The sequence below is a fragment of the Cytobacillus sp. IB215665 genome, assembly GCF_033963835.1.
GTDB lineage: Bacteria > Bacillota > Bacilli > Bacillales > SM2101 > Nanhaiella.
Genome location: NZ_JAXBME010000011.1, coordinates 117,566 through 143,315, shown reverse-complemented (window position 1 = coordinate 143,315; position 25,750 = coordinate 117,566). Strand labels below are relative to the sequence as shown.

Genomic DNA, 25,750 nt, shown 5'->3' with positions numbered 1-25,750 from the left:
TGTAGGGTATACTTGTGATTGGAGGTGAGTTGTAATGAGAATGATATATACTTTTCCACAAAGGTTTCTACATTTAAGTATTCCATTAACTTTGGTACTAGGTTTTATCATAGGGGTTTCTATTAATACGAGCTTTTTAAAACCAACAATATTATATGCAACAATTTTGATGATTTATACATCGTTGGTTGGTTTAAAGTTGAAAGAATTATCCTCATTTAAGGGGTCTAAAATTTTATTATATTCTATGATTATCAACTTTATTTTAATTCCAGCAATTGCACTATTAATAGGGAAAACGTTATTAAATGAATATCCTAATATGTTTGCTGGTTTAGTGTTATTGGCACTATTACCGACAAGTGGTATGACTATTTCATGGACATCCATGCAAAAAGGGAACGTTCATGCTGCGATAAAATTAACAGTCTTTAGCTTAATACTAGGTTCGTTGTTAACACCGTTATATTTACTAATAATGGTTGGAGAATTTATTAATATTAATATGTTTGAAATTTTCAGCACCATATTATTAGTTGTTTTTATACCTATGATATTGGGACATATTACGTTCAAATTAATATTAAAAAAATATACTTTGAATCAATTTCAGCAGAAAATTAAACCTAATATAACACCATTAAGTATATGGTCAATGCTGTATGTGGTATTTGTAAGTATCAGTATGAAGGCAGAAATGATTGTTACCAAGCCACAGCTAATCATAATTGCACTTATCGTTTTAATGTTATTTTATCTAGTAAACTATATTATTAGCACAATAATTGCGAAGAGGCTTTTAAATCGTTCAGATGGGATTGCTTTAGTGAATGGGGTAGCGCTAAGAAACCTTTCAATTGCAGTAGGTTTAGCAGCGACATCTTTCGGTGCTGATGCAGCACTAATCGTTACGATAGCTTTTATTGTTCAGCAACAAGGTCATGTTTATTATGTTAAATATGCGAAGAAGTATTGGTTTAATCAACAACAGCAAAAAACATTGACACAAAGAACAACAATTGGATAGTACATCTAGAGAGGAAGATTATTAAATGTCAAACAAATTAAACATTATTGTAAACGCACGTTCAGAGGGTCTGACAATTAAGAATAAAGCTGGTAAGCACGAATTTATCATAGATGAAGGTAAACAAATGGGTGGAAGAGATTTAGGGCCAAACCCACTTCAAGCAGTGCTAGGTGCGCTAGCAGCTTGCGAAAATGTTACAGCACGTGTAGTAGCAAGAGAAATGAACTTTGATTTTAAAGATATGGAACTGAAAATCAGTGGGAAATTTGATCCACGCGGATTTATGGGTAGCCCACATACCCGTCCATATTTTGAAGCTGTTAAGGTAGATGTTAAAATCATGACAACTGAACCCGAAGGTAGAATAAATGAGCTTCAACATAAAGTAGAATCTCGGTGTCCTGTATACACGATGCTCAAGGCTGCACAAGTAGAAATGATTGACTCTTGGCAAAAAGCATAGATTTTTTATCAATCTGTATATAATGATCTAACATTGCTAATAAAAGGATTTACTTCGCCAAACTGTATTTTTCATTAAGAAGATTTTCAAGAATTGATAATGGATAAGAGTCGTGAGGTTTATCCTTTTTTATATTTTCTCCACCAAAAACTAGATCCTATCCAGTTCTTAATAAAGGATCATACTTCATAATTACATCACAAAAATGACGCTTAACTGTCACCGTTAAAGATGTTTAATTTGTGATATTCTGAACTTGAAGGGGCGGTGTTATGTATAAAAAACAGGAGAAAGCATTGGTTTTAATAACATTTCTAGTAGCACTTATCTTAGGTTTATCCTTTTTAGGACGTGTTTTTTCAGGGTAAGGAGGGAGGCTTTTCCATGGTAAATGAAGAGGCAGTCTTTTTTAGTCGTATATTGACGGAGTTAACCCTATCAGTACATATTATTTTTGCAACAATAGGTGTTGGTGTTCCACTTATGATTATGATCGCACAGTGGGTAGGAATAAAGAAACAAGATGAACACTACATTCTTTTAGCAAGAAGGTGGACACGTGGCTTTGTTATTACAGTTGCAGTTGGTGTAGTTACAGGGACTGCAATTGGCTTACAACTATCACTTTTATGGCCAAACTTTATGGAGCTTGCAGGTAATGTCATTGCGTTACCATTATTTTTAGAAACATTCGCCTTTTTCTTTGAAGCGATATTTCTTGGAATCTATTTATACACATGGGATCGTTTTGAAAATCAGCGAAAACATTTGTTATTGTTATTACCTGTTGCTATCGGGGCTTCCTTTTCCGCTATTTTTATAACGATTGTAAATGCATTTATGAATGCTCCACAAGGGTTTGATATTGTAGAAGGAGAACTTGTCAACATTCAACCTTTATTAGCAATGTTTAACCCAGCAATGCCTACGAAGGTTGCACATGTGTTGACAACAGCCTATATGACATCAGCATTTGTCTTAGCATCAATGGCTGCCTTTCGGATGCTTAAAGGATCAAATCATGAATATCATAAAAAGTCGTTGTTTTTAACTATGAAACTTGGTCTAGTGTTTTCACTTGCTTCGGCTATAATTGGTGACTTCTCTGGAAAGTATCTAGCAGAATATCAACCTGAAAAGCTAGCTGCAGCTGAATGGCATTTTGACACAAAAAGTGAAGCTCCACTCGTTTTATACGGAGTTTTAAATGATGAGGAAGTGAAGTATAGCTTAAACATACCTTATGCACTTAGTATATTAGCTTTTGGTTTCCCAAGTGCTGAAGTAATTGGGCTAGATCAAATTCCTGAAGATGAAATACCACCACTTTATATTCATTATTTATTCGATTTAATGATTACCATAGGGATTTTATTAACAATTTTATCAAGCGTTTACTTAATAGCCATTTGGAAGAAATGGAATTTTATTTTGACGAAATGGTTCCGGTGGATGGTGGTACTTGGTGGACCTTTAGCAATGATTGCTATCGAAGTAGGTTGGTGGTTTACAGAAGTCGGCCGACAGCCGTGGATACTATATCAACTTATGCGAACAAATAATGCAGCAACTACAACTGAACATGTTGATAAAATGCTATATGCATTTTCAGGGTTATATGTAGTTTTAACAATAAGTAGTATCATCGTTCTTTCACAAATGTTCAAAAAAAATACAGTTGAACAAGAATTGTCAGATCGAGCACTAGAGAAAGCAGGTGGCTCAGTATGACTCTTCAAGTAATTGGTATTTCAGTGTTATGGCTCTTTCTCTTTGGCTATGTAATTGTGGCTTCTATTGATTTTGGTGCTGGATTTTTTAATGCGTATAGCATACTTAAACATAAGGAGCATATTTTAACGAAGCTCATCCAACGTTATTTGTCACCAGTTTGGGAAGTTACAAACGTTTTTCTCGTTTTTTTCTTCGTAGGTATGATTGGTTTTTTTCCAAAAACCGCATTTTATTATGGTACAACATTACTAATTCCAGCTAGCTTAGCGATAATACTCATAGCCATTAGAGGATCTTATTACGCTTTTGCAACTTATGGTAAGCCCCAAAAAAAGACGTATACGATGTTGTACGGTCTTACAGGTTTGTTTATACCTGCATCATTGTCTATCGTTTTAACCATTTCAGAAGGAGGCTTTGTGACAATAAATTCATCCGGTCCAATACTTAATTATGTGGATTTGTTCACAAATCCCTTGACATGGAGTATTGTCATTCTTAGTTTGTCCGCTGTTCTATATATATCTGCTGTATTTTTAACATGGTATGCTTATTATGCACAAGATCACAAAGCAACAGAATTATTAAGAAAATATGCTCTCGTTTCGGCATTTCCAACCATTGTTACAGCCTCAGGGATTATTTTTGAATTACGTTCACATAACTCAGTTCACTATGAGCGTTTACTAGATTTATGGTGGATGTTTGGTTTGTCATTTTTCTTATTTATTGGTACTGTGTTTTTACTATGGAAACGAAAAGCATTTGGAATAGCATTTGGATTGTTAGTAGGTCAATTTTTTCTAGCTTTCTTTGGGTATGGCGCATCGCATTATCCGTATTTAATGTATCCATATCTTACAATGTACGATAGCTTTACAAATGATACAATGGCAATTGCGTTAATTATTGCGTTTATTGCTGGACTAGGATTACTCATTCCTTCTCTCTACCTTTTGTTGAAGCTTTTTCTATTTGATAAGGGTTACGTTCAAGGTAAAGGTAACAATCATGCATAAGGAGGATGATGAATGAATAACTTTATTATTTTCTATGCACCTATATTAATCGTTATTGCATCATTAATTTTCGCGTTTTGGCTGGCACCTAAAGATGATGTTATTAAAAAATAACCTAGTATATTTAAATGATAAAAGCCGATCTATTAATGAATAGATTGGCTCTTTAACATTCAATACTTTAAGTGGAACTATGCTGGTTTACTAGAAATGATTTTTTTAGATGTGAAAGTTATGGGTCCAATTATTGACCCTATCGAGTTAATATCAGTATTTTCTACGGTTAATATATACTTCACCTTACCTAAAGTTGGTTTCAAATCAACGTGTGTAAAGCTATCAATGCTAAAATCGTTTACTTCATTTTCCAATTCCGTTTTCGCACTAAAAATTAGATTGGTTGGGTTTACAGTATTTCGATATATCTTATATATTAATTCAGGTGAATCGTCCTGTACTTCAGATCCAATTGTCGCATTTAATATAATCTTCTCATCTATCATAACTTTATCTACAATTAATACTACTAGTGTTAAAAACGATGGTGATATAGGGATATTTTTCATAATACTTGCTGAAGTATTTGGATTTAACACATACTGATGTACATCTATTAGTTTTGTTTTAGCAGGAATGCTGCAACTACATTTGCTAATCTGTTCTTTGCTAATTTGTTGGATAACAAATGTAGTTGGACCTATTACCCTGGCCATTCCATTTTGAGCAAGACCTTCCACTGTAAGAATATATTTAACCTTTCCTAAAGCTGGTTTTAAATCAACATGAGTTAAGCTATCAATATTGAAATCAATACCTTCTACTAATTCTGTTTTCGCACTAAAAATTAGATTGCCTGAGCTTACTGAATTCCGATATATTTTATAAATTAATTCCGATTCATTTGCTAATGCTTCTGTGCCAACAGTAGCCTCTAATAGAACATGATCGTGTAGCATGATGTTATCCAATGATAGTTCCGCTATCGTCAAGAAATTTGGTGATAATGGTATATCTTCAGACGTAGTTTCTATTGTATTTGGATGTAATACAAATTGATTCATATCTATTAATTTTTGAGCAACAGCTTTGTAGCACATACACTTTCCTGACTGAGGTTTTCTGATTTGTTGTATAACGAAAGTGAGAGGACCTACTACTTGAGCCGTAGCATTTAAATCAACACACTCAACTGTTAGGATGTATTTTACTTTCCCTAAGGTTGGACTCATATCTACATGACTAAATGTATCTATACTGAATTCATTACTGAAATTAGGTATACTGCCCTCCAATTCTGTTTTCGTGCTAAATATGAGGTTTGATGAACTAACTGTGTTACGATAGATGCTATATAATAATTCTGGAGAATCACTTAATACTTCAGACCCTACAGTTGCATTCAAAAAGACAACGTCCCCTGGCATAAGATGCTCAAGTGATAGTTGTGCTAATGTCAAAAAATCTGGTGTAATGGGGATATTTTGAGCAATACTACTTGAAGTATTTGGCTGTAATACAAATTGATTCATATTAACAAGAGTTTGCCCAACAACTTGATTACACCCACATAATGTTTTATACACATCCTCAACTCCTAAACTAAGTGGTAATTTATTATATGGATGTGTTTTATTTATGTATAGAGATGTATACTAAATAGCGTTTAAATAGGTTTAAGTATAAAACTAAAATATTTTGTTGTGGGCGATCTTAGACGGTTCTTTGCACATTTTTTTTATGCTTGTACATCACTCTATACGTATTTTTGCATGATTACATATAATATGGTAGGGGTTGGATTAATTGGAGGTTGTACTAAATTAGGGGATTATTAGGTAATCGTGATATAATATGCATACAATAGCGAATTTCTAAAGGGTGGTCGGCTTCATTCCCATTGAAAGGGGGGTGAAGCATATGACGGTATTTGAAGCGTTGATGTTCGCTGTAGCGTTTGCTGCTCTCGTCATTTCAATGCTGTCTTTTAACAAAAACGACAAAAAATAGACCACCCTTTACGCTTTAGCGGAGCAGTGGGTGGTCTACTTTGACTATAAGCCGATCCTCTAGGAATCGTCTATTGTTCAATACCGTGAGTGGTGACGACACTCTCGGTCTTTTTTATTGTATGCAAGAACAGCTTGTCTATGATTAGAATATCACAATTGTTTAAAAATGTACAATAGACCATGTATCACATATTAACTTATCGCATAACATCTACATATAATAAGGCTTTTTTCGCATAGGTTCGTGGCAACACTTTTTCACAAAATCATATCAGACCTCGTATTGTTGGTAGTAAATTAGGAAAAAAGCTGCATATAAATTCCGAAAAGAGTCTTAAAATACGATGTAGAAAGGTGTGAGGGTCATGGATGCGTTAATCAAGTTATTAGCTTTTATTTGGGAAACATAATATAACCATTACGAAGGTTCTGGTTTAAAACCGGAACCTATATATTTAAATTGTATAATCAGTTCTTATTTTATAACTACACATATATGAAACTCTGATATAATCAGATTACATTAACGATATTTGGAGGAGAAGAAGTATAATCAAAGCCTTTACTTTGTTACTCCTTGAATATTTTTTGGTGTAACAACTTTAGTAAAAAATTCTAACAAAAAACTCGTAAACTATAGGAGATTATACATGAAAAAGATGGAGCGGTTGGTTGGAATTATTTATGCATTAAAAGAACACGAACAGCTCACAGCTAAGCAAATATCAGATCTATTTGAAGTAAGTGAAAGAACGATTTATAGGGATATAGAGGCACTAAGTCAATTAAACATACCTATCATATCCTTAGAAGGATTTGGTGGAGGTTATCAAATAGATGATAATTATTTCATACCAAGTGTTGCTTTTAACGAAAAAGAAATCTTATATTTATTAATGAGCTTGCGGTTAGGAGAAATCATTAAAGTTCCGAATATGCAAGAAGACTACGTATCATTAAAGTATAAGCTACTTAACATTCTAGATAATAATAAGAAGGAAAAATATCTTACTTTATTAGATAAAATAACTTTTTTTATTAATGATATTTTCCCCGGTTCTTATAAGAATGATGTAACTCAAATTATTATTGATAGTTTTCTTGAATACAAAAATATAGTAATACAATACTACTCACCTCAAACAAATGAACTGATTGAAAGGGAAGTAACTCCATATCAACTATTCTTTGATAGCGGTGGTTGGTATATTAATAGTTTTTGTCACCTAAGAAAGCAGGATAGATGCTTTAGATTAGACAGAATAAAGCAGATAAGAATTTCAGAAAATACATATTCTTCAACGTCACTAGATGAATTAATGCAAAACAAGAAGCAAGGGCAAGACGATAAAATAAATGTTACGTTATCAATGGATAAGAACTTATATGAAACAGTTAAACATGATTATATGTTTCTAGATTCTGTAGTAAAAGAATGTGGAGATTTAGTTACGTTACAGCTTTGGTCGTATGTTGATGATGTTATAAGATTATCTATAACGAATATAGATGAAGTGAAAATTATTGAACCACCTAATCTAATAACTCACTTAACTGAAAAGTGTCAACAAATCATGAAAAAATATAAACAACACTGACAAGTTTATGTCAGTGTTGTTTTGTTATGATGATTGGGTGTTTGATTTATAGTTACAAAATAATAAGGAGCTGCATTTACATGAATGAAGTTAAACAACTAAAACCTTTACTACAAAAAATTAAGTCCAATAACTGGAGTGTACCAACAGATGTAAATTTAGACCAATTAACAACTGCAATGATGAAACATCTGGGATCAACAGATTCAGAATTAAGAGATGAACTGATTTTTTCTCTTTTTCAAGAGTTGATAAGAGGAAAAAACTTATCAGATCATCAATTAAAAGCTTTATTGAAGCTGTCATTGTCTGATCAACATTTGTTTTATAACGTAGGGGCAAAAGAAGATGATACAGTTTTTAATAGGGCATTTGCTATTTTAGTAGTCAGTTCAGTTGTTATGTACCATAATCAAAATGGAGAAAATTTGCTGACAGAAGAAGAAATTCTTCATGTACATAAAAATGTTTTATGCTATGCAAGACTTGAAAATGATGTACGAGGATTTGTGGAAAATAAGGGATGGGCTCACTCTACAGCACATTTAGCAGACGCACTTAATGAACTAGCAGTTTGTAAAGTTATGCAAAAAATTCAGCTAGTTGATATGCTAGAAGCTGTGAAAGAAAAAGTATGTTTTAAAGACTATACATATATTAACGAAGAGGATGAGCGTTTAATTACTGCAGTAACAAGTATTATAGAGAGGAATATATTGAGTGATGAAGATATTACTACTTGGATAAAGCAATTTGATAATATTGAACAAATAAAAAACACTCAGCAACAGCATTGTCTGTTAGTAAATCGAAAAAACTTTTTACGTAGTTTATATTTCAGGTTCAAGCAAAATGAGGTTTGCCAACCGTTTACTACACCAATTGAAACTGTTTTAAACAATATTTGTTTTGTTTATTAACTACATTTCTTCGCACTTGGGGAAAATAAAGGACCAAATCGTATTCGTGTCGTCTTTTCTTCGATAAAAAGTGCTTTTTTCGTAAACTATGTTGCTATTATGACAAATAAATTGATAGTATGAAGAGTTTAATGAAGGTTCATGAATTTTAAGAGTAGAAAAGATGACACGACCGCTAGGTATAAATGTACTTATATCTTTACGAAAAACAACAATCAATGCGAAAACAGCCCAAAAAAAATGATAGATAACTTGTACTATTTTTAAGGAGAATTTATTAATGATTAATGTGAAAGCTATTCTTGAAGAATATAAAGGGGAATATGGTGCTGTTGTTTATTGTACTAAAACGAATGCTCTTATTTGTTCTTATCATGCAGATTTTATTATACCTTTAGCTTCAGTAGGTAAAGTTTTAGTGGGGTATGCAGTTGCAAAGTTGATCGAAGAAGGCCTTTTATCGTGGAATTCAATGATCAATAATGTAAGCTTTGACCCTAAAGAAGACAGCCATATTATTTACCCCCACCTTCAAAAAAGAACTAATTTACCGTTAAGTACTATGATTGAAGTCATGATAGCTTGTCACGATAACGTCTTAGCAAACCATATCGTTTCATACATCGGTGGTTTGGAGAAAGTAAACGCTAAACTAAGGGATGAGAACTTCAATAGTTTCAATCTTACTAAAAATCCACAAGATACTCAAAACTGCGGGTCAATAAATGACTTACTTTCTATTTTAATAAAGATTTACGATGGTTATCTAACACAACCAGAATTATTTACACCACTTATTACAGGTATGGTCAGGCAGCAGGAGGCTCATCGTCAAATACCAAAACAATACCTTGCCCATATGACTGGTGGTTTACATGATTTAATCTTGGATATAGGCATCTTAGGTCATTTCTCAAAAGACCCTTATTTATACGTAATTGGAGGTAATAACGTTCCAAATCGCTTAAAAAATAGCGAGTCTGACGATAAAGTAGCACACGTTTTGTTAAATGTGTACAGAGATTGGAAAAAGAACCTGGTCCATCATAACGCCATTAATTAGTGGTCCATGTTGTTACAGGATAATAATCAAACAATTGTTTTTGGATTGTATATCGACATCTACTATTTAGGTGAAGTGAGTCTTCACCTGATCTACCTTCGCATAAAATTGCATAACGTGTTCATTGTTTGCATCAGTTTCTTGAAGGCATCCACAAAGCTAATCTATTATCTTTCCTCAATCATTAATCAGATCACTGTATTATTTAAACATATTTTGTAACTCATTTAATAAGAGGTAATGGGATTATATGATTCCTCGATTAATTCCTCTATAATTTTCTTACCTTATTGTTTTGTTATATGAAATTTCAATCTATTTATTAACGAAGTTATAGCTATACAATCAGTTTACAATATGTTTTAAAATTACTTTTTAAAATTTTTATCTGAATTTTTAATAATATCGCTTGTAAATGAAGAAAATTATGGTAATATTAACATATAACCAAAAGGTTATATGTCGGAGGTGAGTATAACAGATTTTTATCGTGCAATTGCAGACCCCATTAGGAGAACCATTTTATCGATGCTATCACATAATGAAAAAAACCAATCTGAGATAGTAAATAGATTCAATATTTCTCAACCAGCTATAAAAAAACACTTAAAGATTTTAAAAGAAGAGGAGTTGATTTATGAAAGAAGAGAGGGAAGATACTGTTTGTACGGTTTGAAAATGGAGATATTTCAAAAACAATATGGGATGTTGAAACAAGAGCTAGAGGCAGTATTAGATCAAAAGCTTGCGAGCTTAAAAAATTATTTAGAGGAGGATGATGATTAAAGTGACAACATATCATTCTGTGAAAAGAGAGATATTTATTAATGCTAAACCAGAAAAAGTATGGAAGGCTTTAACAATCGGTGAGGAACGTAATAAGTGGGAAACAAAAAGTTGTAAAATCGAGTTGAAAGTAGGTGGAAAATTTACTGCAGATTACGGATGGGGTGTAGCTCATAGTGCTACAATAGTTGAAATTGTAGAAAACAAGCGACTCATTATGGAAGATGAAAATAATGGCAAAACAATTTGGACAGTAACCCCTCAAAATAATGGTAGCTTAGTTACGCTAGAGTTCAATGGATTATGGACTGGAGACTTAGGAATGATGGAAATGGAAAATAGCTCTTTCGGTCAATACCAATTCATGAGAAATATGAAAAGTGTTATTGAAAACAAAGAGGATATTCGCCATTTATTTTGGAACAGCTGGATAGGTATGCAGCACAAAACAATAGTACAAGAGGGCATTAAAGCGAGAGAAATCGTTAAGATTGTTCCAAACACTCCGGCTGATGGAGTACTTCGAGTCGGAGATGTCATTACTTCAGTAAATGAACAAACCGTAACAACATATGATGATCTAGAAAGAGTGATTACTGAAACGATTCCACAGCAAGAAATAAAGTTAACTTTAAAACGAGATGATAAAACAAAGGATGTGTATTTGTTAACAGTACCATACGGAAGTACAAAGTCACCTACGCCATCAAAGTAAGTCTTTATGGTCACTGACTTCCCTAAAGCAAATTTCATCCTATAGACATAATAAATTGTGGTAGTTAAAGATTAAAGCTTAAAAACTAAACTTTATTCATTAAAGATTGAAAAATGATGCTGTTTTCCACTAAAAGACGGAGAAATTTCGTAGCAAATATCTTCTTTGTACCCACTACAATCATATAAAACCTAATCTAGTCCAGCTTACTTAGTTATACTTACTACAAAGTAAACGAAAAACTTCATAAATATTTATTAAAACCGAGGAGCTGTGCTTTTAATAAAGTGTAAACCCTCGGTTATTTTAATCAATTGGTACAGATTGAAATGCAGGAAGAAATTCATCTATTATACAAAGATTAAGAGTGAACAGATGCTACATTGAGGATGTAATACTAATAAAAAGATTTAATGCATTTTAAAAAGCTTTATCGCAGTTAAAAATATCAACAATAAATAACGAGCATGATAGATCACAATGTGTTAGTATAAATCTAATTCTTGTTATATGAGGTGAGTTAGTTGAGTATAGTTGAGCAAAGTACAAAATTGGATTTAGAAAGAATTATATTTATTGGGAGAACATTCAAAGAATACATGGATATGTTTTCATTCTCTGAAGATGATTTAAGTAGTAAAAAAATACTAGATTGTCCTGCTGGCGCATGCTCTTTTGCAGCAATAGGGGAAAAGGTAGGTTTGAATATTACTGCTTGTGATATTGTCTATGACCATTCAGTTGAATCCCTAAAAGGGAAAGGTTCGAGAGACATAGCACACACAATGAAGCATATGGAACAAGCTAAAGGTAATTATATTTGGAATTATTTCGGTAATGTAGAAGGTTTAAAAAAGCATCGGGTAAGTGCTCTAAATGACTGTACAAGTCACATGAAACTATCAAGTAATCGATACATTCCAGCTGAATTACCAACATTACCATTTGCAAATGAACAGTTCGATATAACGTTATCTGCGCATTTTCTGTTTATGTATGCAGATAGATTAGATTACGATTTTCATATTGCGACTATAAATGAACTATTACGAGTAACAAAAGATGAAGTTCGAATCTTTCCGTTAGTAGATTTAGAAGGTAACCGATTTGAACAGTTAGATAGGATCATCAACTATCTTACAGTGCAAGGTTATAAGGTTGATGAACTCAGTAGTAAGTATGAATTCCAAAAAAATGCTAATTCAATGCTGAAGATAATAAAATAAGAACAGGGGGTAGCGTTCAACGTTACCCTTTTCTATGTAATTACATATAGAAGATACCCGTTAAATCGTTAATCAAGTAATAATCTCATTTAATATAGTCAATTTTTTAGTTAAAATGTTTATATATTCCATATCAAAATATGTTGTTAGTAGGTATAGCTTGGAACTATCTTTCTGTCTTATTCGCTGGAAGTAATAAAGGATTTTGTTCTCCGATGTGCAAATAGTCGTCTTGAATAGCATGGCTATAATCATTGTGAATTTGATCTGGTTCGTTGTAGCATTTCAATCATATACACAACAAGATAAAGAGCAATCCCCCCTGCGGAATGTATAAAAAGATAAGAAATGTATAAATTAATGATTGTTGTCTAACTACACTGATAATTAAATTATGTAAGGTGGTCACTTACAGGAAGTTATGTTCCTATAATTCAAAACAAATAATATTAAACATAACACTATGAAGAAGAAAAGCAATTGATGAAAGGACGATAATTTATGATTATTATTCATGCTGTGACTCATGTAAACCCTGCGAAGGAAGAAGCATTTCTTAAAGATATTCGTTCATTAATTACTGCCTCTAGAGCAGAAGGTGGAAATATTTCCTATGACCTAATGAAAGATACCGAAAAGGAAAGTGTGTATACAATGGTAGAAGCTTGGAAAGATATAGAGGCTGTTAACAGCCATAACGCAAGTGAACACTTTACATATTTTACGAGCAAGGCAACAGAATATCTCATTGCGCCACTGGACGTGAAGATTTATGATGCTAAACAATTAGAAATGTAACACATAGTTGTACATCATTCATTCAGCGACACCTTTCCTTTAGTGGAGGTGTCTTATTTTAATTCATAGTGTAAATGAGTAATGTTTAAACGAAGAAAAGATTCAAATCGTGATGAATGATGGATTAATTACATTAGGATTCTGTACATATTATACTTATACAAAGGTGAGATCATGAGGTTCAGTAAAATTCATTTTAGATGGAATAAGGGCTATGGTGTTTATATCAACACAAACAAAACCAGCTAATATGGTCAATAGTAGCTGGTTTTGAAATAAAGAATGAAGCTCAGTGGAACTTGCTATGCTATTTGCTTCCTCTTAATCGTTCTATATATAGCAATCAATAAAATGATGCTAAGTAGAAAAATCATAGGATAATGTACCAATGGGTCTAAGACTGGAATGCCAAACAAATTAATTGCATGGAACGAATTAACAAAATCAGGTGCAGTTATGAAGTTCGCAAAACTATACTTCATCACATAATCCCAAAACGGAATGCTAAATGAAATTGTTGGTAAGATAAAGATCGATGCACTAATAATGAATGACATTAATGTATTTTTTGAAAGTGCAGACACTACTAAAACTAATGTCATAAAAGCAATAGCAACTAGAATATGAATGCCGGTTTGAATAAGAAAAAACTCCAACATAGTCAAGTTATATGGTGTATGCTGTGTGATCATTTGGATAGGTGCATCCCATCCGCTATTCCCATAAACATACATGTTCATTAAAACATCAAATGTTAACCAAGACAAAATCACAAACAATACGTAAATGATGGACGCGAAAATTTTTGCTGTGATACTCTTACGACGACCATGTGTACTACTATATATTAACTGATCCATCCCCGTATTCGTTTCATTCACAAATATTGTAGCTAAACCGATTAAGATCATTATACTTGTAAAAAAGCGAGAATAATATGCGAACCCAATTGTTTCTTGTGGACCTTTACTATAAATGAATGTTTCAAAATTCAAATCTTCTAACATATTTTTTTCTAACAAAGCTTCCTTGTATGAAAAATCACTCGCGCTTAATTTACTCATATAATTTTGAAGTTCAGATAATCTATTAGGAATTACTAAACTATTCATCGTTTCATTATCAAATAGAGACATTATCACAAATTGTTCAGCAACTTCTTTTTCTGATAATGTACCTTCAATACTTTTCGGTATAAGCAATTCTTGTATATTTGACGCATTATCTAATTTCTTCTCAGAAATAGCTCCTTCCCAATTTTCCGCCGCTAACTGTAAATCACCCTTTAACTCCAAAGCCTTATATGGGGAGGTTGGTATATGTGCACTTAAACTAATCATACTAAAGAGGATAAACATGAGTCCCATAGTAATGTAAATGCCTTTTTGACGAAATAATTTGTATAGCTCAAACTTTACTAGCTGCTTCATATGGCTACCTCCTGATCAAAGTAATATAAATAGAGATCTTCTAGGTTAGGAGTTGCTTTAATAGCTCTTTCGTCAGGTTTCATTTCAGAAATGACTCTAAGTCCAATTTCATTTTGCTGACGAATAATATTTCCTACCTTATATTTTGCTTGAAATGCTTGTACCTCATGCTCTTGTACATTTATTGTCCATACATAGTTTTTAATTTGTTCTAGTAACTCTTCTGGCTTTTCTTTATGAATGAGCTGACCTGCTTTTAAGACAAGTATTTCTTTTGCGATGAATTCAATATCAGAAACGATATGTGTTGACAATAAAACAATTCGATCCTTTGAAATGGAAGATAGTAGATTTCGGAATCTAATGCGTTCCTCAGGGTCTAGACCCGCTGTAGGTTCATCCACAATTAATACTTTCGGGTCATTTAATAGTGCTTGGGCAATGCCAACTCTTTGCTTCATCCCACCTGAAAACTTACCAACTTTTCTGTTACGGTGCTCTGTCAAATTGACGACCTCTAATAGCTCAGCAACTTTTCTTACTGCTGCCTTTTTCTCAATCCCTTTTAGAGCAGCGATGTACATTAAATACTTTTCAGCAGTAAAGTTCTTATATAATCCAATGTATTGTGGCAAATAGCCGAGTACGTCACGATATTCTTCTCCTAACACTTCAATATCTTTCCCATTTAATAAAATACGACCCGAAGTCGGCTTTATTAATGTAACGAGTATGCGCATCAATGTCGTTTTACCAGCACCGTTTGCTCCTAAAAACCCGTAAACTCCCTCAGTTAACTCAAATGAAACATTATTTACTGCTAATTTATCTCCAAACTGTTTTGTTACTTTATCAATTGTTAAATTCAAGGAAAACACCTCTATTCATTTTTTTGTTTTACAAACAATATGGTTGTTAAGAAAATGCTTATGACACTTTAGATGATAGGTCTAAATTCAATTCATAAATTTACTTATGATATTGCTAGATGACGATCTATTATTCTATTTATGAAGTTGATCAACACAGTTAATTAAACGAAAAAGGCTTTGAAAGAGTTTTAAAAAAATAACATGTAGTTTTTTCCATTCATATATTAATGATCTTTGTTTGAAAAGATTAACACGTAAGTGAAGGAATTGGGATTCTTGCACATTTGAAAGAAGGGTATTTATATTGAAGCAACAAAGTTTAAGAGAAGAGTCATAAAAACACTAGAATTTATCTTATGATAGATACTGTTGTAGATACCAAAAACATATGTAAAGTAAGACAGAAGGGAGGGGATATTAGAGATTTACTTTCTCATCAAAGAGGTACATAGGTCAAAAAAGTGAATAAAAGTTCATAAACACTCGTACTTCGTTACTATTTAAAACAAAGTACGAATTTAGCTATTAGTAATCCATTTAAGTAACTACGATTAATTGGAACAGCGAAGGAGAGGAAACAATAAATAAAAATATAAAACACAGGAAATAAATTTCCCAGAAAGAGTATGAAAATATATAAATAATGAATATTAAAGTTTTTCATAAAATTTATACTGATTGGGTTCAGTTTTAGAAGAAATGATGTGGCGAGTAACGTGATTATTTCGTAGAACAGTTACGAAATAATGTGTGAATACATACAGGATAACTGGATAGACCTAAAAATCCGTCATATTTAGAATTATAATTCTAAATATGACGGATTTTAAATTTTATTAATGTTAACAACTAATTTCATTTTGTGTCTCAATATCATAAGTTTACTTTTATTATGAGACATATTAAGTCTTTTCGCATTTGCTTCCTATAATATATATTATGTAAACTAGAATAATTTTACGCCACATAGGCTCTAATATCCTCTAGTTCCTATAATATCTATCCTCTGGAACATATCTTCAACACATTCCTAATAATGTTTCACGTTTTTAATGTGAACATTAATTCTTCTCTTGAACGATAATGCTGAACTATTATACGGATAATGGATTATCGTCTAAATCACATAATTTTTTAGGAGGTTTTCTCTTAAAAGCTGCTATAGATGATTTCATATTGTACATCCAAATTGAAAAAAATTACTCATCACATACGGTTGTCAGTTATGAGTATGATTTGAATCAATTCTTAGCATGGAGTTAGCAACTATTACCAAAATACAAGTATGCCGATTTAACCGAATCATAGTGTATTACATTTGTTTTTTTTAAATGAATTACGAAAAGCTGACCTCCCTCCCTCATGCTTTTCGTTACACCATTTGGATCATACATTTGCGACTTTAATGTTCCAAAAGAATATTGATATATGTACGCTTCAAGAGTTGTAAGGACATGAAAGTATTACGTCTACAGAAGTATATACCCATGTAGAATTTGAACAGAAAAAGAAAGTGATTGACTCTTTTAACATATTTTAATGCCTATTTAAGTTGAAAGGAAGATAACTATCCATTAGTGGGTAGTTATCTTTTTGCTTTTGTATGCTAGTGGGTTGATAATCACCATAAGAAGCCTGGTGTGGTTCACTCCACGAAAAAACTGCCCTGCAGTTACTTTAGGTTACTAAGGTTGAAGAAATTCAGTTTCTATTTTGTTCTGATTTTAAGGAGAAAAGATGCCACGAATGCTAGATGTACTGTCACAGCTAACTTCGTCAATATGGGCAACTATGGATAATTGGAATACAATAGCGGATTTCTAAGGGTGGTCGCCTTCATTCCCTGAAAGGGGGTGAGGCGTATGACGGTACTTGAAGCGTTGATGTTGGCAATTGCATTTTGCGGGCTGATCATTTCGGTACTGTCTTTTAATAAAAACGACAAAAAATAGACCACCCTTTGTATCCTGATAAGATGAGGGCGGTCTATTTCACATGATTTAGCCGACTCCTGAAGGAATCGTTATTGTTAGGCCGTCGGTGTTGCTGCACCTTCGGTCTTTCTTATTGTATGCAGTTAATGCTTGTCTAGGATTAGAATATCATAATTGTTGGTAAATGTACAAATAACATAGACGCCAGTACAATTTAGTCACGTTATATATGTTAGTCCAACCTTCTATAGAAAATAACCATAAATATTAAGGAAAAAACAATTATAGGAAGTGCAAATAATAATGATGGAAAAGGATTGGAAATACAGGGTTGTTCCCCCTACCACGCTGATCTCACTTTTGATTAGGAATACTCAACTTGATAATAACAAAAATGAGGATATAGTTAATTTTTTCTAAAAAAGCTTTTTTCTAAAAGATTGTTGTTTTTTAGTATGCTAGTTCTTTATTTTGTGTTAATTTGTAATATAATACCAGGGAGTGTGGTAACGAATCAGGGAAAACTTGATTTTTACATAGATTTGTCCACTCAAACCTATATTCTCAGTTGTCAAAGAACGAGTCATAAGGAAAATATAACATATTTCCTTCCTCAATCTAGAATGATTACCTGCGTACATTATTAACCTATTACTAAAATGAACAAATAGTATTCAAGGTAAACTATTTTGTTAACTCTCGTTAACTAAAATAATAAGGGGGAATTAGATGAAATATACATTAATATTTACATGTATTATTATTACGACCTTTGTTTACGGCTGTTCTTCTGAGCAAAGTGCAATTATAGCAAGCCTAGAAAAACAGGTAAATGACTTAGAAACACAAAATGAACAAGAAAAACCAGTTTGATTTTCCCTCCATTTTAGAAATTGCTGTACGACGGCCCTCTGCTAAATTACCTTTCGTATGAGGCACTTGTTACACCTAAGTTAGTTATATGTTATACTGGCCAAAGAATTCTGGACGATGTCGTCACACATAATAGCCTAAGCAGTATCAATCCCTAATATTATTTACACTCCCCCACCCTCTTTGAGTTACTGCTAAAATGACATAAAAATAGAATTTAGCGATAAATTTTAATGATAGACGGTAATTACAGATTGTTATCATTAGGAAATAACAAGGAAAAATAATATAGCGCTTAAAACTTCAAGAAATTCTTTCGTTTATTTCTTTCAACCATTTTATCTTCCGTTCTAAAGGAGTAGGACTTGCATGATAATAAAAAGGTCTATTCGTATGTTCTATCCCAACAATTTTCTCTAGCGGTAGTGAGGCATACGCTTGCTCTGCTAGATTTTTCACTATTGGATTAGTGCCCCACGCCAATATGATAGGTCCCTTACTTCTCGTCAATACATCTTTTAGCTCTTCTTTACGTTCACTTGAAAAAATGCTGTGGGATTCAAAGCCTTTACTAGTCGCTTCATCTACCGATTGTTTAAACTTAGTTAAATTACCTGCTCTAATATCTGAGAGATTAATTATAAGAACATTATTCCATTGTTTTAATAGCATGCAACGCATAATTTGATATTGGGTATTGTCAGTTTTAGCAGGAGTGAAGTTTTTAAGAATTTCTTCTTTTTTGTAATGAGGGATTTGATATGTTGAGTACTTGGGTGAGCATAAACCTGGGTTTACTAGAACAAACACTGCGTCATACTTGGAATGACATTTGTTATTCTTGTGGTAGATTTCCGCATAATTTCTACATTCAAACACTTGATTATCTATTTCTATATTATAAAAGCTACCTTTTACACTATACAAGTTCTTTAAATGTTCTGCTTTTACAAATTCCATATTCTCTCCTCCAAAATGATTGTTTTTAGAGATGTTTATATAGAAGTGTATTCCTTAGTAGTATTTGCTATACCTCCTCTTTATCACTCTTGCTTAGCTATGATTCACATTGCTATATTCTTGTAGTTGACATACATCACTATAGTAATCCTAGGGTCTTTTAATATTGTAACCATACCACCTTGAATTAATTTAGGTGCATAGTATTTTGTAGTGTTAGCGTGTTATTGCATGCACCAATGCCCAAATTTTAATAGATGGTTCAACCGCCTTATGTTCAACGATAACTAACAATATAAAACCATTTTTTATAGAATTAAATTTATAACCATAGCAACAATGTTTTCGAAAAGAGCCTTTGGTTCATTTCTGGATTTAATAAGTCTTAAATATAAAATATCTATTCTATATTCGGTGCTAAGGGATGAAAACTAACATCATCACTCTATGCCTTCTTGGATGAATTGTACTAAAAGATAAATGACATGACCGTTTTAATATGAAGTTCATGTATTTATCCCATACTTGTTGGAGATGATAGAAACATCTAATCTGTTTAGAGGTGTTTCTCATGAATAATCTATTGGATAAAATCTGTGAGGTAAAATTAATTAATAAGAGAACTGGAGAAAGACACGATGAACTAGAAATACAATATGCTAATATTGCTGAACCTGAATACTGTAGATATTATTTAATATTAATTGAAGATAAAAAAACCGATAAGGCTATTGATAGATTTTCCGTTAAAAATATTTGTGTATATAACTTCAAAACTAAATGCTATGAAAGTATTCAAGGGCTATATGTCCATTCATTAATGGAGCAAATTATGTACATCATATTATTCAAGTTAAAATATACAGAACAACCTGGAGTATTAAAAGAAGTAAATTAAATCTTTCATTCTTTTATGCAAATAACGAATAAATAAGCTATATATATGAATTGTGCTGGCTAATATTATAAGAATTTAAGATCTGCATTATATAATGACGCTGAAATCTAAATATCCATTTCACATTACTAATAGAAATTACCTCTACTAAGATGTTTACTTTAAAACTTTGTTTTATAGATTCACCAAAAAAATTTACATTTTTTTGTTAAATTATTCTCAAAAATCCATTTTTTTGATATAATACTAAACATTATATTGCAATATTCTACTAAATTCTACAGAGGAGGTAAATTTTGAAACAGTTAGCGCGAAGTACACTTTATATTATCTTAATATTCTTAATTATGAGTCTCATCATTTTAATACCGAAGGAATCGTATAATATCGATATGAATGATGGAAATGGGATTCAATTACATTTCATTACTGGATTTGAAGCATATAAGACTCAGCTAACCAATTTTATTACAAGCATTAAAGAGAACAAAGGTTTTGGACTAACTTATACTGGGATAGAAATAAGTGAGGAAATAAAAAGATATATGGGGAGAAGTATTAAACTGATTCTTCCTGCATTCTTAATAGGGTTTGTCGGTGGATCATTAATTGGATTAATTATATACTATTTTAGAAATAAGAGATTATTTAAATACATAAAATCTTTTTTAGATTTATTGTTTACAATACCGGATTTCTTTCTACTTCTTTGCTTACAACTCATATTAATTAAGTTTCCTTTATTTGGACTTCCAAGAATTGACCTTTATGGTCATGAACAAGCTAGTAATATACTCATCCCGACCATAATTTTATCCATATACCCAGCAATCTACATGGTTAGAGTGATGTATAATAACCTTATGCTTGAGGAAAGTAAACTTTATATGGTCTATTTATCAGCAAAAGGTATGTCAAACCTTAGAAAGATTTTCATTCACGGATTATGGAATTCATGGAACAGTATACTAAGCGCTGCTCCAAAAATGATGATTTATATTTTAACGAGCTTACCAATAATTGAGATATTCACTGATTATAAGGGAGCTGCGTACAGGTTTCTTGTAGCGACAGATCGCAATGAATATCAAACACAAATTGCTTTCCTTATCACCTTTATGCTGATCATTTTCTTAACAGTACTCATAACGAAGGTATCACAAATTTTCTTAACTCCGACATTTAAGGTCGATGATCAGAACAGTTTAGCTACTGTTAATAATTCAAATAGTGTACTTAGAAAAGCTATGAATTTTTTGAAAACAAAGATAAAAGAAAATTGGCAATTAACAATCGGATTATTATCGATTAGTTTATTGCTACTGTTTAGCATTTTATCTAGTATTCTACCGATATTTGACATGACACGTGTTAAGCATTTATGGATAGATGAAAAGTTATACTTGCCTCCTGTGCCTCCTATGGGTGAATATCCACTTGGAACTGATGAATATGGGAGAAACCTAATTGAACTATTCATTGTTGGGGCGAAGAACACACTAACTTTGATCTTTGGCATAGTGTTGTTAAGATATGTTTTAGCCTTTATCATTAGCTTTGCAATTAGAAATACAAATAGTGTATTTAGAAAAATCATCTCTTTTTGGAATGATCTTTTAAGCTATATCCCAACTATTATTTTTATTTTAATCATTTCAGCAATTCCACAGCTTGTAATTAGTGAATGGAGATCGTTATGGATGATTATACTCATTGCATTAATAGAATTAGGTGCAGTTGTCCATCTATTATCTAATGAACTAGACAAACTCTCGAGTTCTGAGTATGTTAAATCAGGTGTTGCTGTAGGGAATACGGCACTAAAAAATTATCGTTTCTATTATTTACCTCATCTGTACCCTAAAATTATCGTTAATTTTACAGCTGATCTCGCTAAAACGACAACATTACTTGCGCAACTAACGATCATTGGTGTTTTTATATCTCAAGAGAAAATACAAATGGCTTATACTGGGCAATGGGTGTGGATTAGTAATTCACAATCATGGATGGCATTGTTACAAAATAGTGCCGTAGATATTAGGGTTAACCCTTGGGTTCCATTTTGGACGTGTTTAGTCATTACGTTACTTATCATTAATTTTATGGTTATTGAAAGAGGATTACAAAAGTATTTACGTAAAAAGAAAGTAACTATGTAAACATCAAAAGAATAATGTATCTTAAGCCTCTCTGCACTTATAAGTCGAAAAAACTTGTGTAGAGAGGCTTTCTTTCATTACCTTTGCTCGTGTGTCTATATATATTTGTGGAATGATCTTATCTAGTAGGTTTTGATGCGGGATAACACTGTACATCTATTCATATTCATGGAAATTAGTATCCTTTGGCATTATGCTACGAATTGTTTGAGCTTCACCTTTGTTTAAAGCAGAGACAACAAATTCTGTTCCCCAATGTTCTGAGTTAAAGGTTTTGTTTCCATCATTGTAAAAGAATAAAGAAAACCATTTTATCTTTCCTGTTTTATCTAGGTATTTTGTTGTCAGTAGGCTAATTAATTCTGGAGATAAGGCTGTTTTAATAATGGTCATACCATGCATGACATCCATAGTATAATCCTCATTTATTAGCAATAATTCGTCGAAAATTACTTTTTCCTCATTCCAACAATGGATTTCAATTGTATTTGAGTGTTTTAAAAAGTGCTTAATTAATGGAATCCAATAATCATAATTTAACGGTACGCCTATCCACGAGTCTTCTTTAAGATAAGTTGATACCGAAAAATATATTTTATTAGTCATATCCCCCAACCTTTCTAACCTTATGAAAATTTTATGGAATCGGTATGGAGTGCTTTGTATATTATCTAACTACTACTTCTCTTAACACATTTCTCAAAATTGTAAGTTATTGATCTACTATTTCCTAAGACGAATATTATTACATGTAATAAGAAATTTATGTAGTAGTTTACACTATAGTTTGCATGAATTGTCTCTTTCCATTGCTCAATTTGTTGCTTGACTTCTTGCATAAATGGGCGGTGTGGTTTTTTTATGTAGATTCTCCTCTTCATTATATAGTAAGTTCATGCTGCTTAATGAAGTAGATTAAAACTTTTTAAATGATTGTCACATATTTTTCGAATAACAAATACCAATTTAGTAGCACTGTAAAAAATATTTCGTATTCTTTTAATAACGACTAAATAAAGAGGTGCTTTTATTTTGGCTACATTTGTTATTGATGCAAAATCCCATTCAGTTATAGCTACAATACCTGAAGGGAATTTCCCGCCTGCTACCTTTAAAGCAACCCCCTTCTCTCTTACACCGAACGAAAAAATTGCCTATTTTATTAACAGTAACGGTATGAATGATCCTGTTATTTCAGTTATTGATGTGAAAACTCATTCTTTAATTGCACCTGTACCTGTCGGAGATAATCCTATAGCTGTCGCTGTTGCACCAAATGGAAAAACTGCCTATGTTGCCAATGCATTCGGAAATTCTATCACTGTCTTGATATCAAAACCCATAGCGTGGTTACAACGATTTCCACCGAGCCATCTTTACCATTTGATATTGCTTTTTCTCCTGACGGAAAACTTGCTTATATTGCTGGAGGCGTCGGGACGACAAATGGCACCATTACTGCTATTGATGTAAAAACTCATTCAGTAATTGCGATACTTGATTTATCTGGAACATCACCACTTTTTGTTACCTTTACACCGGATGGTAGATTGGCTTACGTATTTGCTGTTCAGAGTAGTCAATAACTATGTCCAACCGCATGTTAAGTTAATTCGTTATTAAAAACACATCGAATAAAGCTATTATTCTAGCAAGTCTTGACAAATGCTCTTTAGTTAAATTGATCATTTATTAAAGAATGATTAAGTTGACTTAGCACATAAATACAAGCATCACACTTTAAAGTGCATAAGATATTGTATAACCATTAATCATCACTCCACCCCCTCCTTAACTTTGCTTTTGCGAATGACTGAGGAGGGTGTACATATGCTGTTGAGCACGATATCTTATAATGATTTTGCCCAATGGGAAAAAGGGATTGTTTCATTTTCTTTGTTAACGTTAAGATGTCTCGCTAAAAAAGCTAAGTTGAATAATAATAGCCTGTGTTTGTATTAAGTGAACTTTTTGGTGCGATCATATAGAACATAAATTCCATGGTTCTGACATGTGAATTATTCTTACACACATGGCAATTATATTGAGGCGCAACATAGCTGTTGAAATAACCAAAGATAGTATAATAGTTTCCAAAATATGTTATAAATAAAAAATTGATTATGTGTAAGAAGCTTATTAATTAGAAGAATCTGGATAACATATTGAACATCCTACATATTATTGAGGAATGAGTAGAATAACAAGCTAATGTTTAGTAAAATTTACTAAACGAGAATAATTTTAGAGGTGGCTTCAGATGCCTAAAGTTGATAATTTACTAGCAATATTATGGATGCTAAGTACTGGTAAAAAAATAACTGCAAACGAAATCTCAGAAAAATTAGAGATCAATATAAGGACTGTGTATCGATATATTGATACACTTTCTACAAGTGGTGTACCTATAATTTCTGACTCAGGTCATAACGGTGGATATACTTTAATGACTAATTTTATCCAAGCTCCTCTTTTTTTTGATAATGAGGAACAAACATCCTTATATCATGCTGCTGTTTTTGCAGAAGAAGCGGGATACTACGGGGGTGAAGCACTTTCTAGTGCAGTTTCAAAACTAAGTAAATATTCCAATCAAGAACAAGAAAGAAAAATAAGCCAACGCAAAGCTAGTCTTGAAGTTATAAATCAAAAAAGCTCCTTCTCTGCGGTCCCTCTCCTAAAAGAACTAGAGCAGGCAGTTGCCGATAGATACGCTGTTAATATACAGTACCATAAAAGTAGCGAAGAGCAATCGAAGTTTAGATTAATTGAACCATACACAATTATTTATTGGAAAACTAACTGGTATGTAATTGGATTTTGTCATCTTAGGAATGATATACGCAGTTTTAAAGTTAAGCGTATTGATACCATCATACAAACGGAATATCAGTTTAATAAGCCAAAAGATTTTTCAGCACGTGAATTTTTTTTAAAAAATATTCTTCCGACTATGGATGATAAGGAAGAGATTATTTCTCTAGTTATTAACGGAAATAAAAACACCTTGGATGAAATATGCCAACATTGGTTTTTAGAAAATTATTTACATGAACGGACTCCTAATCAAGCGATATTCCTACTTGAGAAAGAAATACTAAATACATATGTACCTCACATGATTTTGCCTTATGGTAAATCTATTCAAGTGCAAGAGCCAATAAGTTTAAAAGAAAGGCTGATCGAAATTCTTTCGGATTTAATAAAATTTCATGAAAAATAATAACTTCCCTGACGCTATCTGTCAGGGAAGTTATTTT

General features: G+C 32.2%; 25 protein-coding genes. 20 read left to right on the top strand and 5 right to left on the bottom strand.

All coding sequences use genetic code 11. The features are described 5' to 3' along the window. Nucleotides 1-34: 34 nt before the first annotated feature. The 5 genes from SLH52_RS14205 to cydS all read left to right on the top strand — a co-directional run bounded on the left by SLH52_RS14205 (nt 35) and on the right by cydS (nt 4,360). A complete protein-coding gene (locus SLH52_RS14205) occupies nt 35-1,027 on the top strand; it encodes an arsenic resistance protein (protein WP_320209937.1) in 993 nt (330 codons plus the stop codon). A gap of 25 nt (nt 1,028-1,052) precedes the next feature. After that, complete coding sequence (locus SLH52_RS14200; RefSeq protein WP_320209936.1) at nt 1,053-1,493, top strand: OsmC family protein; 441 nt, start codon at nt 1,053-1,055, stop codon at nt 1,491-1,493. 384 nt (nt 1,494-1,877) lie between these two features. Then, complete coding sequence (locus tag SLH52_RS14195) at nt 1,878-3,224, top strand: cytochrome ubiquinol oxidase subunit I (RefSeq protein ID WP_320209935.1); 1,347 nt, start codon at nt 1,878-1,880, stop codon at nt 3,222-3,224. After that, nucleotides 3,221-4,246 carry a cytochrome d ubiquinol oxidase subunit II gene (locus tag SLH52_RS14190; RefSeq protein WP_320209934.1) on the top strand — a complete coding sequence of 342 codons (1,026 nt, stop codon included), beginning with the start codon at nt 3,221-3,223 and terminating at the stop codon, nt 4,244-4,246. The genes SLH52_RS14195 and SLH52_RS14190 overlap by 4 nt, the downstream gene beginning before the upstream one ends. Before the next feature lie 12 nt (nt 4,247-4,258). Continuing rightward, nucleotides 4,259-4,360 carry a cytochrome bd oxidase small subunit CydS gene (gene cydS, locus SLH52_RS23420; RefSeq protein WP_413785535.1) on the top strand — a complete coding sequence of 34 codons (102 nt, stop codon included), beginning with the start codon at nt 4,259-4,261 and terminating at the stop codon, nt 4,358-4,360. A gap of 77 nt (nt 4,361-4,437) precedes the next feature. On the opposite strand, the gene SLH52_RS14185 is transcribed toward cydS, so the two are convergent. Beyond that, complete coding sequence (locus SLH52_RS14185) at nt 4,438-5,829, bottom strand: hypothetical protein (RefSeq protein ID WP_320209933.1); 1,392 nt, start codon at nt 5,827-5,829, stop codon at nt 4,438-4,440. 334 nt (nt 5,830-6,163) lie between these two features. Between SLH52_RS14185 and SLH52_RS23415 the strand changes: the two genes are divergently transcribed. The 8 genes from SLH52_RS23415 (at nt 6,164) to SLH52_RS14150 (ending at nt 13,361) form a co-directional block, all read left to right on the top strand. Next, a complete protein-coding gene (locus SLH52_RS23415; RefSeq protein ID WP_352223147.1) occupies nt 6,164-6,253 on the top strand; it encodes a putative holin-like toxin in 90 nt (29 codons plus the stop codon). A gap of 652 nt (nt 6,254-6,905) precedes the next feature. Then, nucleotides 6,906-7,853: a YafY family protein gene (locus SLH52_RS14180; RefSeq protein ID WP_320209932.1), complete on the top strand. Its 948-nt coding sequence runs from the start codon at nt 6,906-6,908 to the stop codon at nt 7,851-7,853. An 80-nt stretch (nt 7,854-7,933) separates the two neighbouring features. Continuing rightward, nucleotides 7,934-8,773, top strand: coding sequence for a DUF2785 domain-containing protein (locus SLH52_RS14175; RefSeq protein WP_320209931.1), 840 nt, complete (start codon nt 7,934-7,936; stop codon nt 8,771-8,773). Between the two features lie 280 nt (nt 8,774-9,053). Next, a complete protein-coding gene (locus SLH52_RS14170; protein ID WP_320209930.1) occupies nt 9,054-9,836 on the top strand; it encodes a serine hydrolase in 783 nt (260 codons plus the stop codon). A 468-nt stretch (nt 9,837-10,304) separates the two neighbouring features. Next, entirely contained in the window at nt 10,305-10,622 is a 318-nt protein-coding gene (locus tag SLH52_RS14165) for a metalloregulator ArsR/SmtB family transcription factor (protein WP_320209929.1), read from the top strand. Next, nucleotides 10,612-11,337: an SRPBCC family protein gene (locus SLH52_RS14160; protein WP_320209928.1), complete on the top strand. Its 726-nt coding sequence runs from the start codon at nt 10,612-10,614 to the stop codon at nt 11,335-11,337. The genes SLH52_RS14165 and SLH52_RS14160 overlap by 11 nt, the downstream gene beginning before the upstream one ends. Nucleotides 11,338-11,861: 524 nt before the next feature. Next, complete coding sequence (locus SLH52_RS14155) at nt 11,862-12,563, top strand: SAM-dependent methyltransferase (RefSeq protein ID WP_320209927.1); 702 nt, start codon at nt 11,862-11,864, stop codon at nt 12,561-12,563. A gap of 501 nt (nt 12,564-13,064) precedes the next feature. Next, nucleotides 13,065-13,361: a putative quinol monooxygenase gene (locus tag SLH52_RS14150; protein WP_320209926.1), complete on the top strand. Its 297-nt coding sequence runs from the start codon at nt 13,065-13,067 to the stop codon at nt 13,359-13,361. 302 nt (nt 13,362-13,663) lie between these two features. Here the strand turns inward: SLH52_RS14150 and SLH52_RS14145 are convergent, their stop codons facing one another. After that, the gene (locus SLH52_RS14145; protein ID WP_320209925.1) at nt 13,664-14,791 is read right to left on the bottom strand and encodes an ABC transporter permease subunit; all 1,128 of its coding nucleotides are present in this window, start codon (nt 14,789-14,791) and stop codon (nt 13,664-13,666) included. Beyond that, on the bottom strand, nt 14,788-15,660 hold the full coding sequence (locus tag SLH52_RS14140) for an ABC transporter ATP-binding protein (protein WP_320209924.1): 873 nt from the start codon (nt 15,658-15,660) through the stop codon (nt 14,788-14,790). The genes SLH52_RS14145 and SLH52_RS14140 overlap by 4 nt, the downstream gene beginning before the upstream one ends. Nucleotides 15,661-16,746: 1,086 nt before the next feature. On the opposite strand from SLH52_RS14140, the gene SLH52_RS23410 reads away from it, so the two are divergent. The 3 genes from SLH52_RS23410 to SLH52_RS14130 all read left to right on the top strand — a co-directional run bounded on the left by SLH52_RS23410 (nt 16,747) and on the right by SLH52_RS14130 (nt 18,470). Next, entirely contained in the window at nt 16,747-16,926 is a 180-nt protein-coding gene (locus SLH52_RS23410) for a site-specific integrase (protein WP_413785534.1), read from the top strand. A gap of 599 nt (nt 16,927-17,525) precedes the next feature. Further along, nucleotides 17,526-17,615: a putative holin-like toxin gene (locus SLH52_RS14135; RefSeq protein ID WP_320209923.1), complete on the top strand. Its 90-nt coding sequence runs from the start codon at nt 17,526-17,528 to the stop codon at nt 17,613-17,615. Between the two features lie 711 nt (nt 17,616-18,326). After that, entirely contained in the window at nt 18,327-18,470 is a 144-nt protein-coding gene (locus tag SLH52_RS14130; protein WP_320209922.1) for a hypothetical protein, read from the top strand. A gap of 303 nt (nt 18,471-18,773) precedes the next feature. Here the strand turns inward: SLH52_RS14130 and SLH52_RS14125 are convergent, their stop codons facing one another. Further along, nucleotides 18,774-19,430: a hypothetical protein gene (locus SLH52_RS14125; protein ID WP_320209921.1), complete on the bottom strand. Its 657-nt coding sequence runs from the start codon at nt 19,428-19,430 to the stop codon at nt 18,774-18,776. A 571-nt stretch (nt 19,431-20,001) separates the two neighbouring features. On the opposite strand from SLH52_RS14125, the gene SLH52_RS14120 reads away from it, so the two are divergent. Both SLH52_RS14120 and SLH52_RS14115 read left to right on the top strand, forming a co-directional pair. Beyond that, a complete protein-coding gene (locus tag SLH52_RS14120) occupies nt 20,002-20,328 on the top strand; it encodes a hypothetical protein (protein ID WP_320209920.1) in 327 nt (108 codons plus the stop codon). Nucleotides 20,329-20,624: 296 nt separating this feature from the next. Further along, on the top strand, nt 20,625-22,490 hold the full coding sequence (locus SLH52_RS14115; protein WP_320209919.1) for an ABC transporter permease subunit: 1,866 nt from the start codon (nt 20,625-20,627) through the stop codon (nt 22,488-22,490). Nucleotides 22,491-22,646: 156 nt separating this feature from the next. Here the strand turns inward: SLH52_RS14115 and SLH52_RS14110 are convergent, their stop codons facing one another. After that, nucleotides 22,647-23,096: a hypothetical protein gene (locus tag SLH52_RS14110; protein ID WP_320209918.1), complete on the bottom strand. Its 450-nt coding sequence runs from the start codon at nt 23,094-23,096 to the stop codon at nt 22,647-22,649. Nucleotides 23,097-23,522: 426 nt separating this feature from the next. On the opposite strand from SLH52_RS14110, the gene SLH52_RS14105 reads away from it, so the two are divergent. After that, on the top strand, nt 23,523-23,963 hold the full coding sequence (locus tag SLH52_RS14105) for a YncE family protein (protein ID WP_320209917.1): 441 nt from the start codon (nt 23,523-23,525) through the stop codon (nt 23,961-23,963). Between the two features lie 787 nt (nt 23,964-24,750). Beyond that, nucleotides 24,751-25,713, top strand: a complete 963-nt coding sequence (locus SLH52_RS14100; RefSeq protein WP_320209916.1) for a YafY family protein — start codon at nt 24,751-24,753, stop codon at nt 25,711-25,713. Nucleotides 25,714-25,750 lie beyond the last annotated feature (37 nt).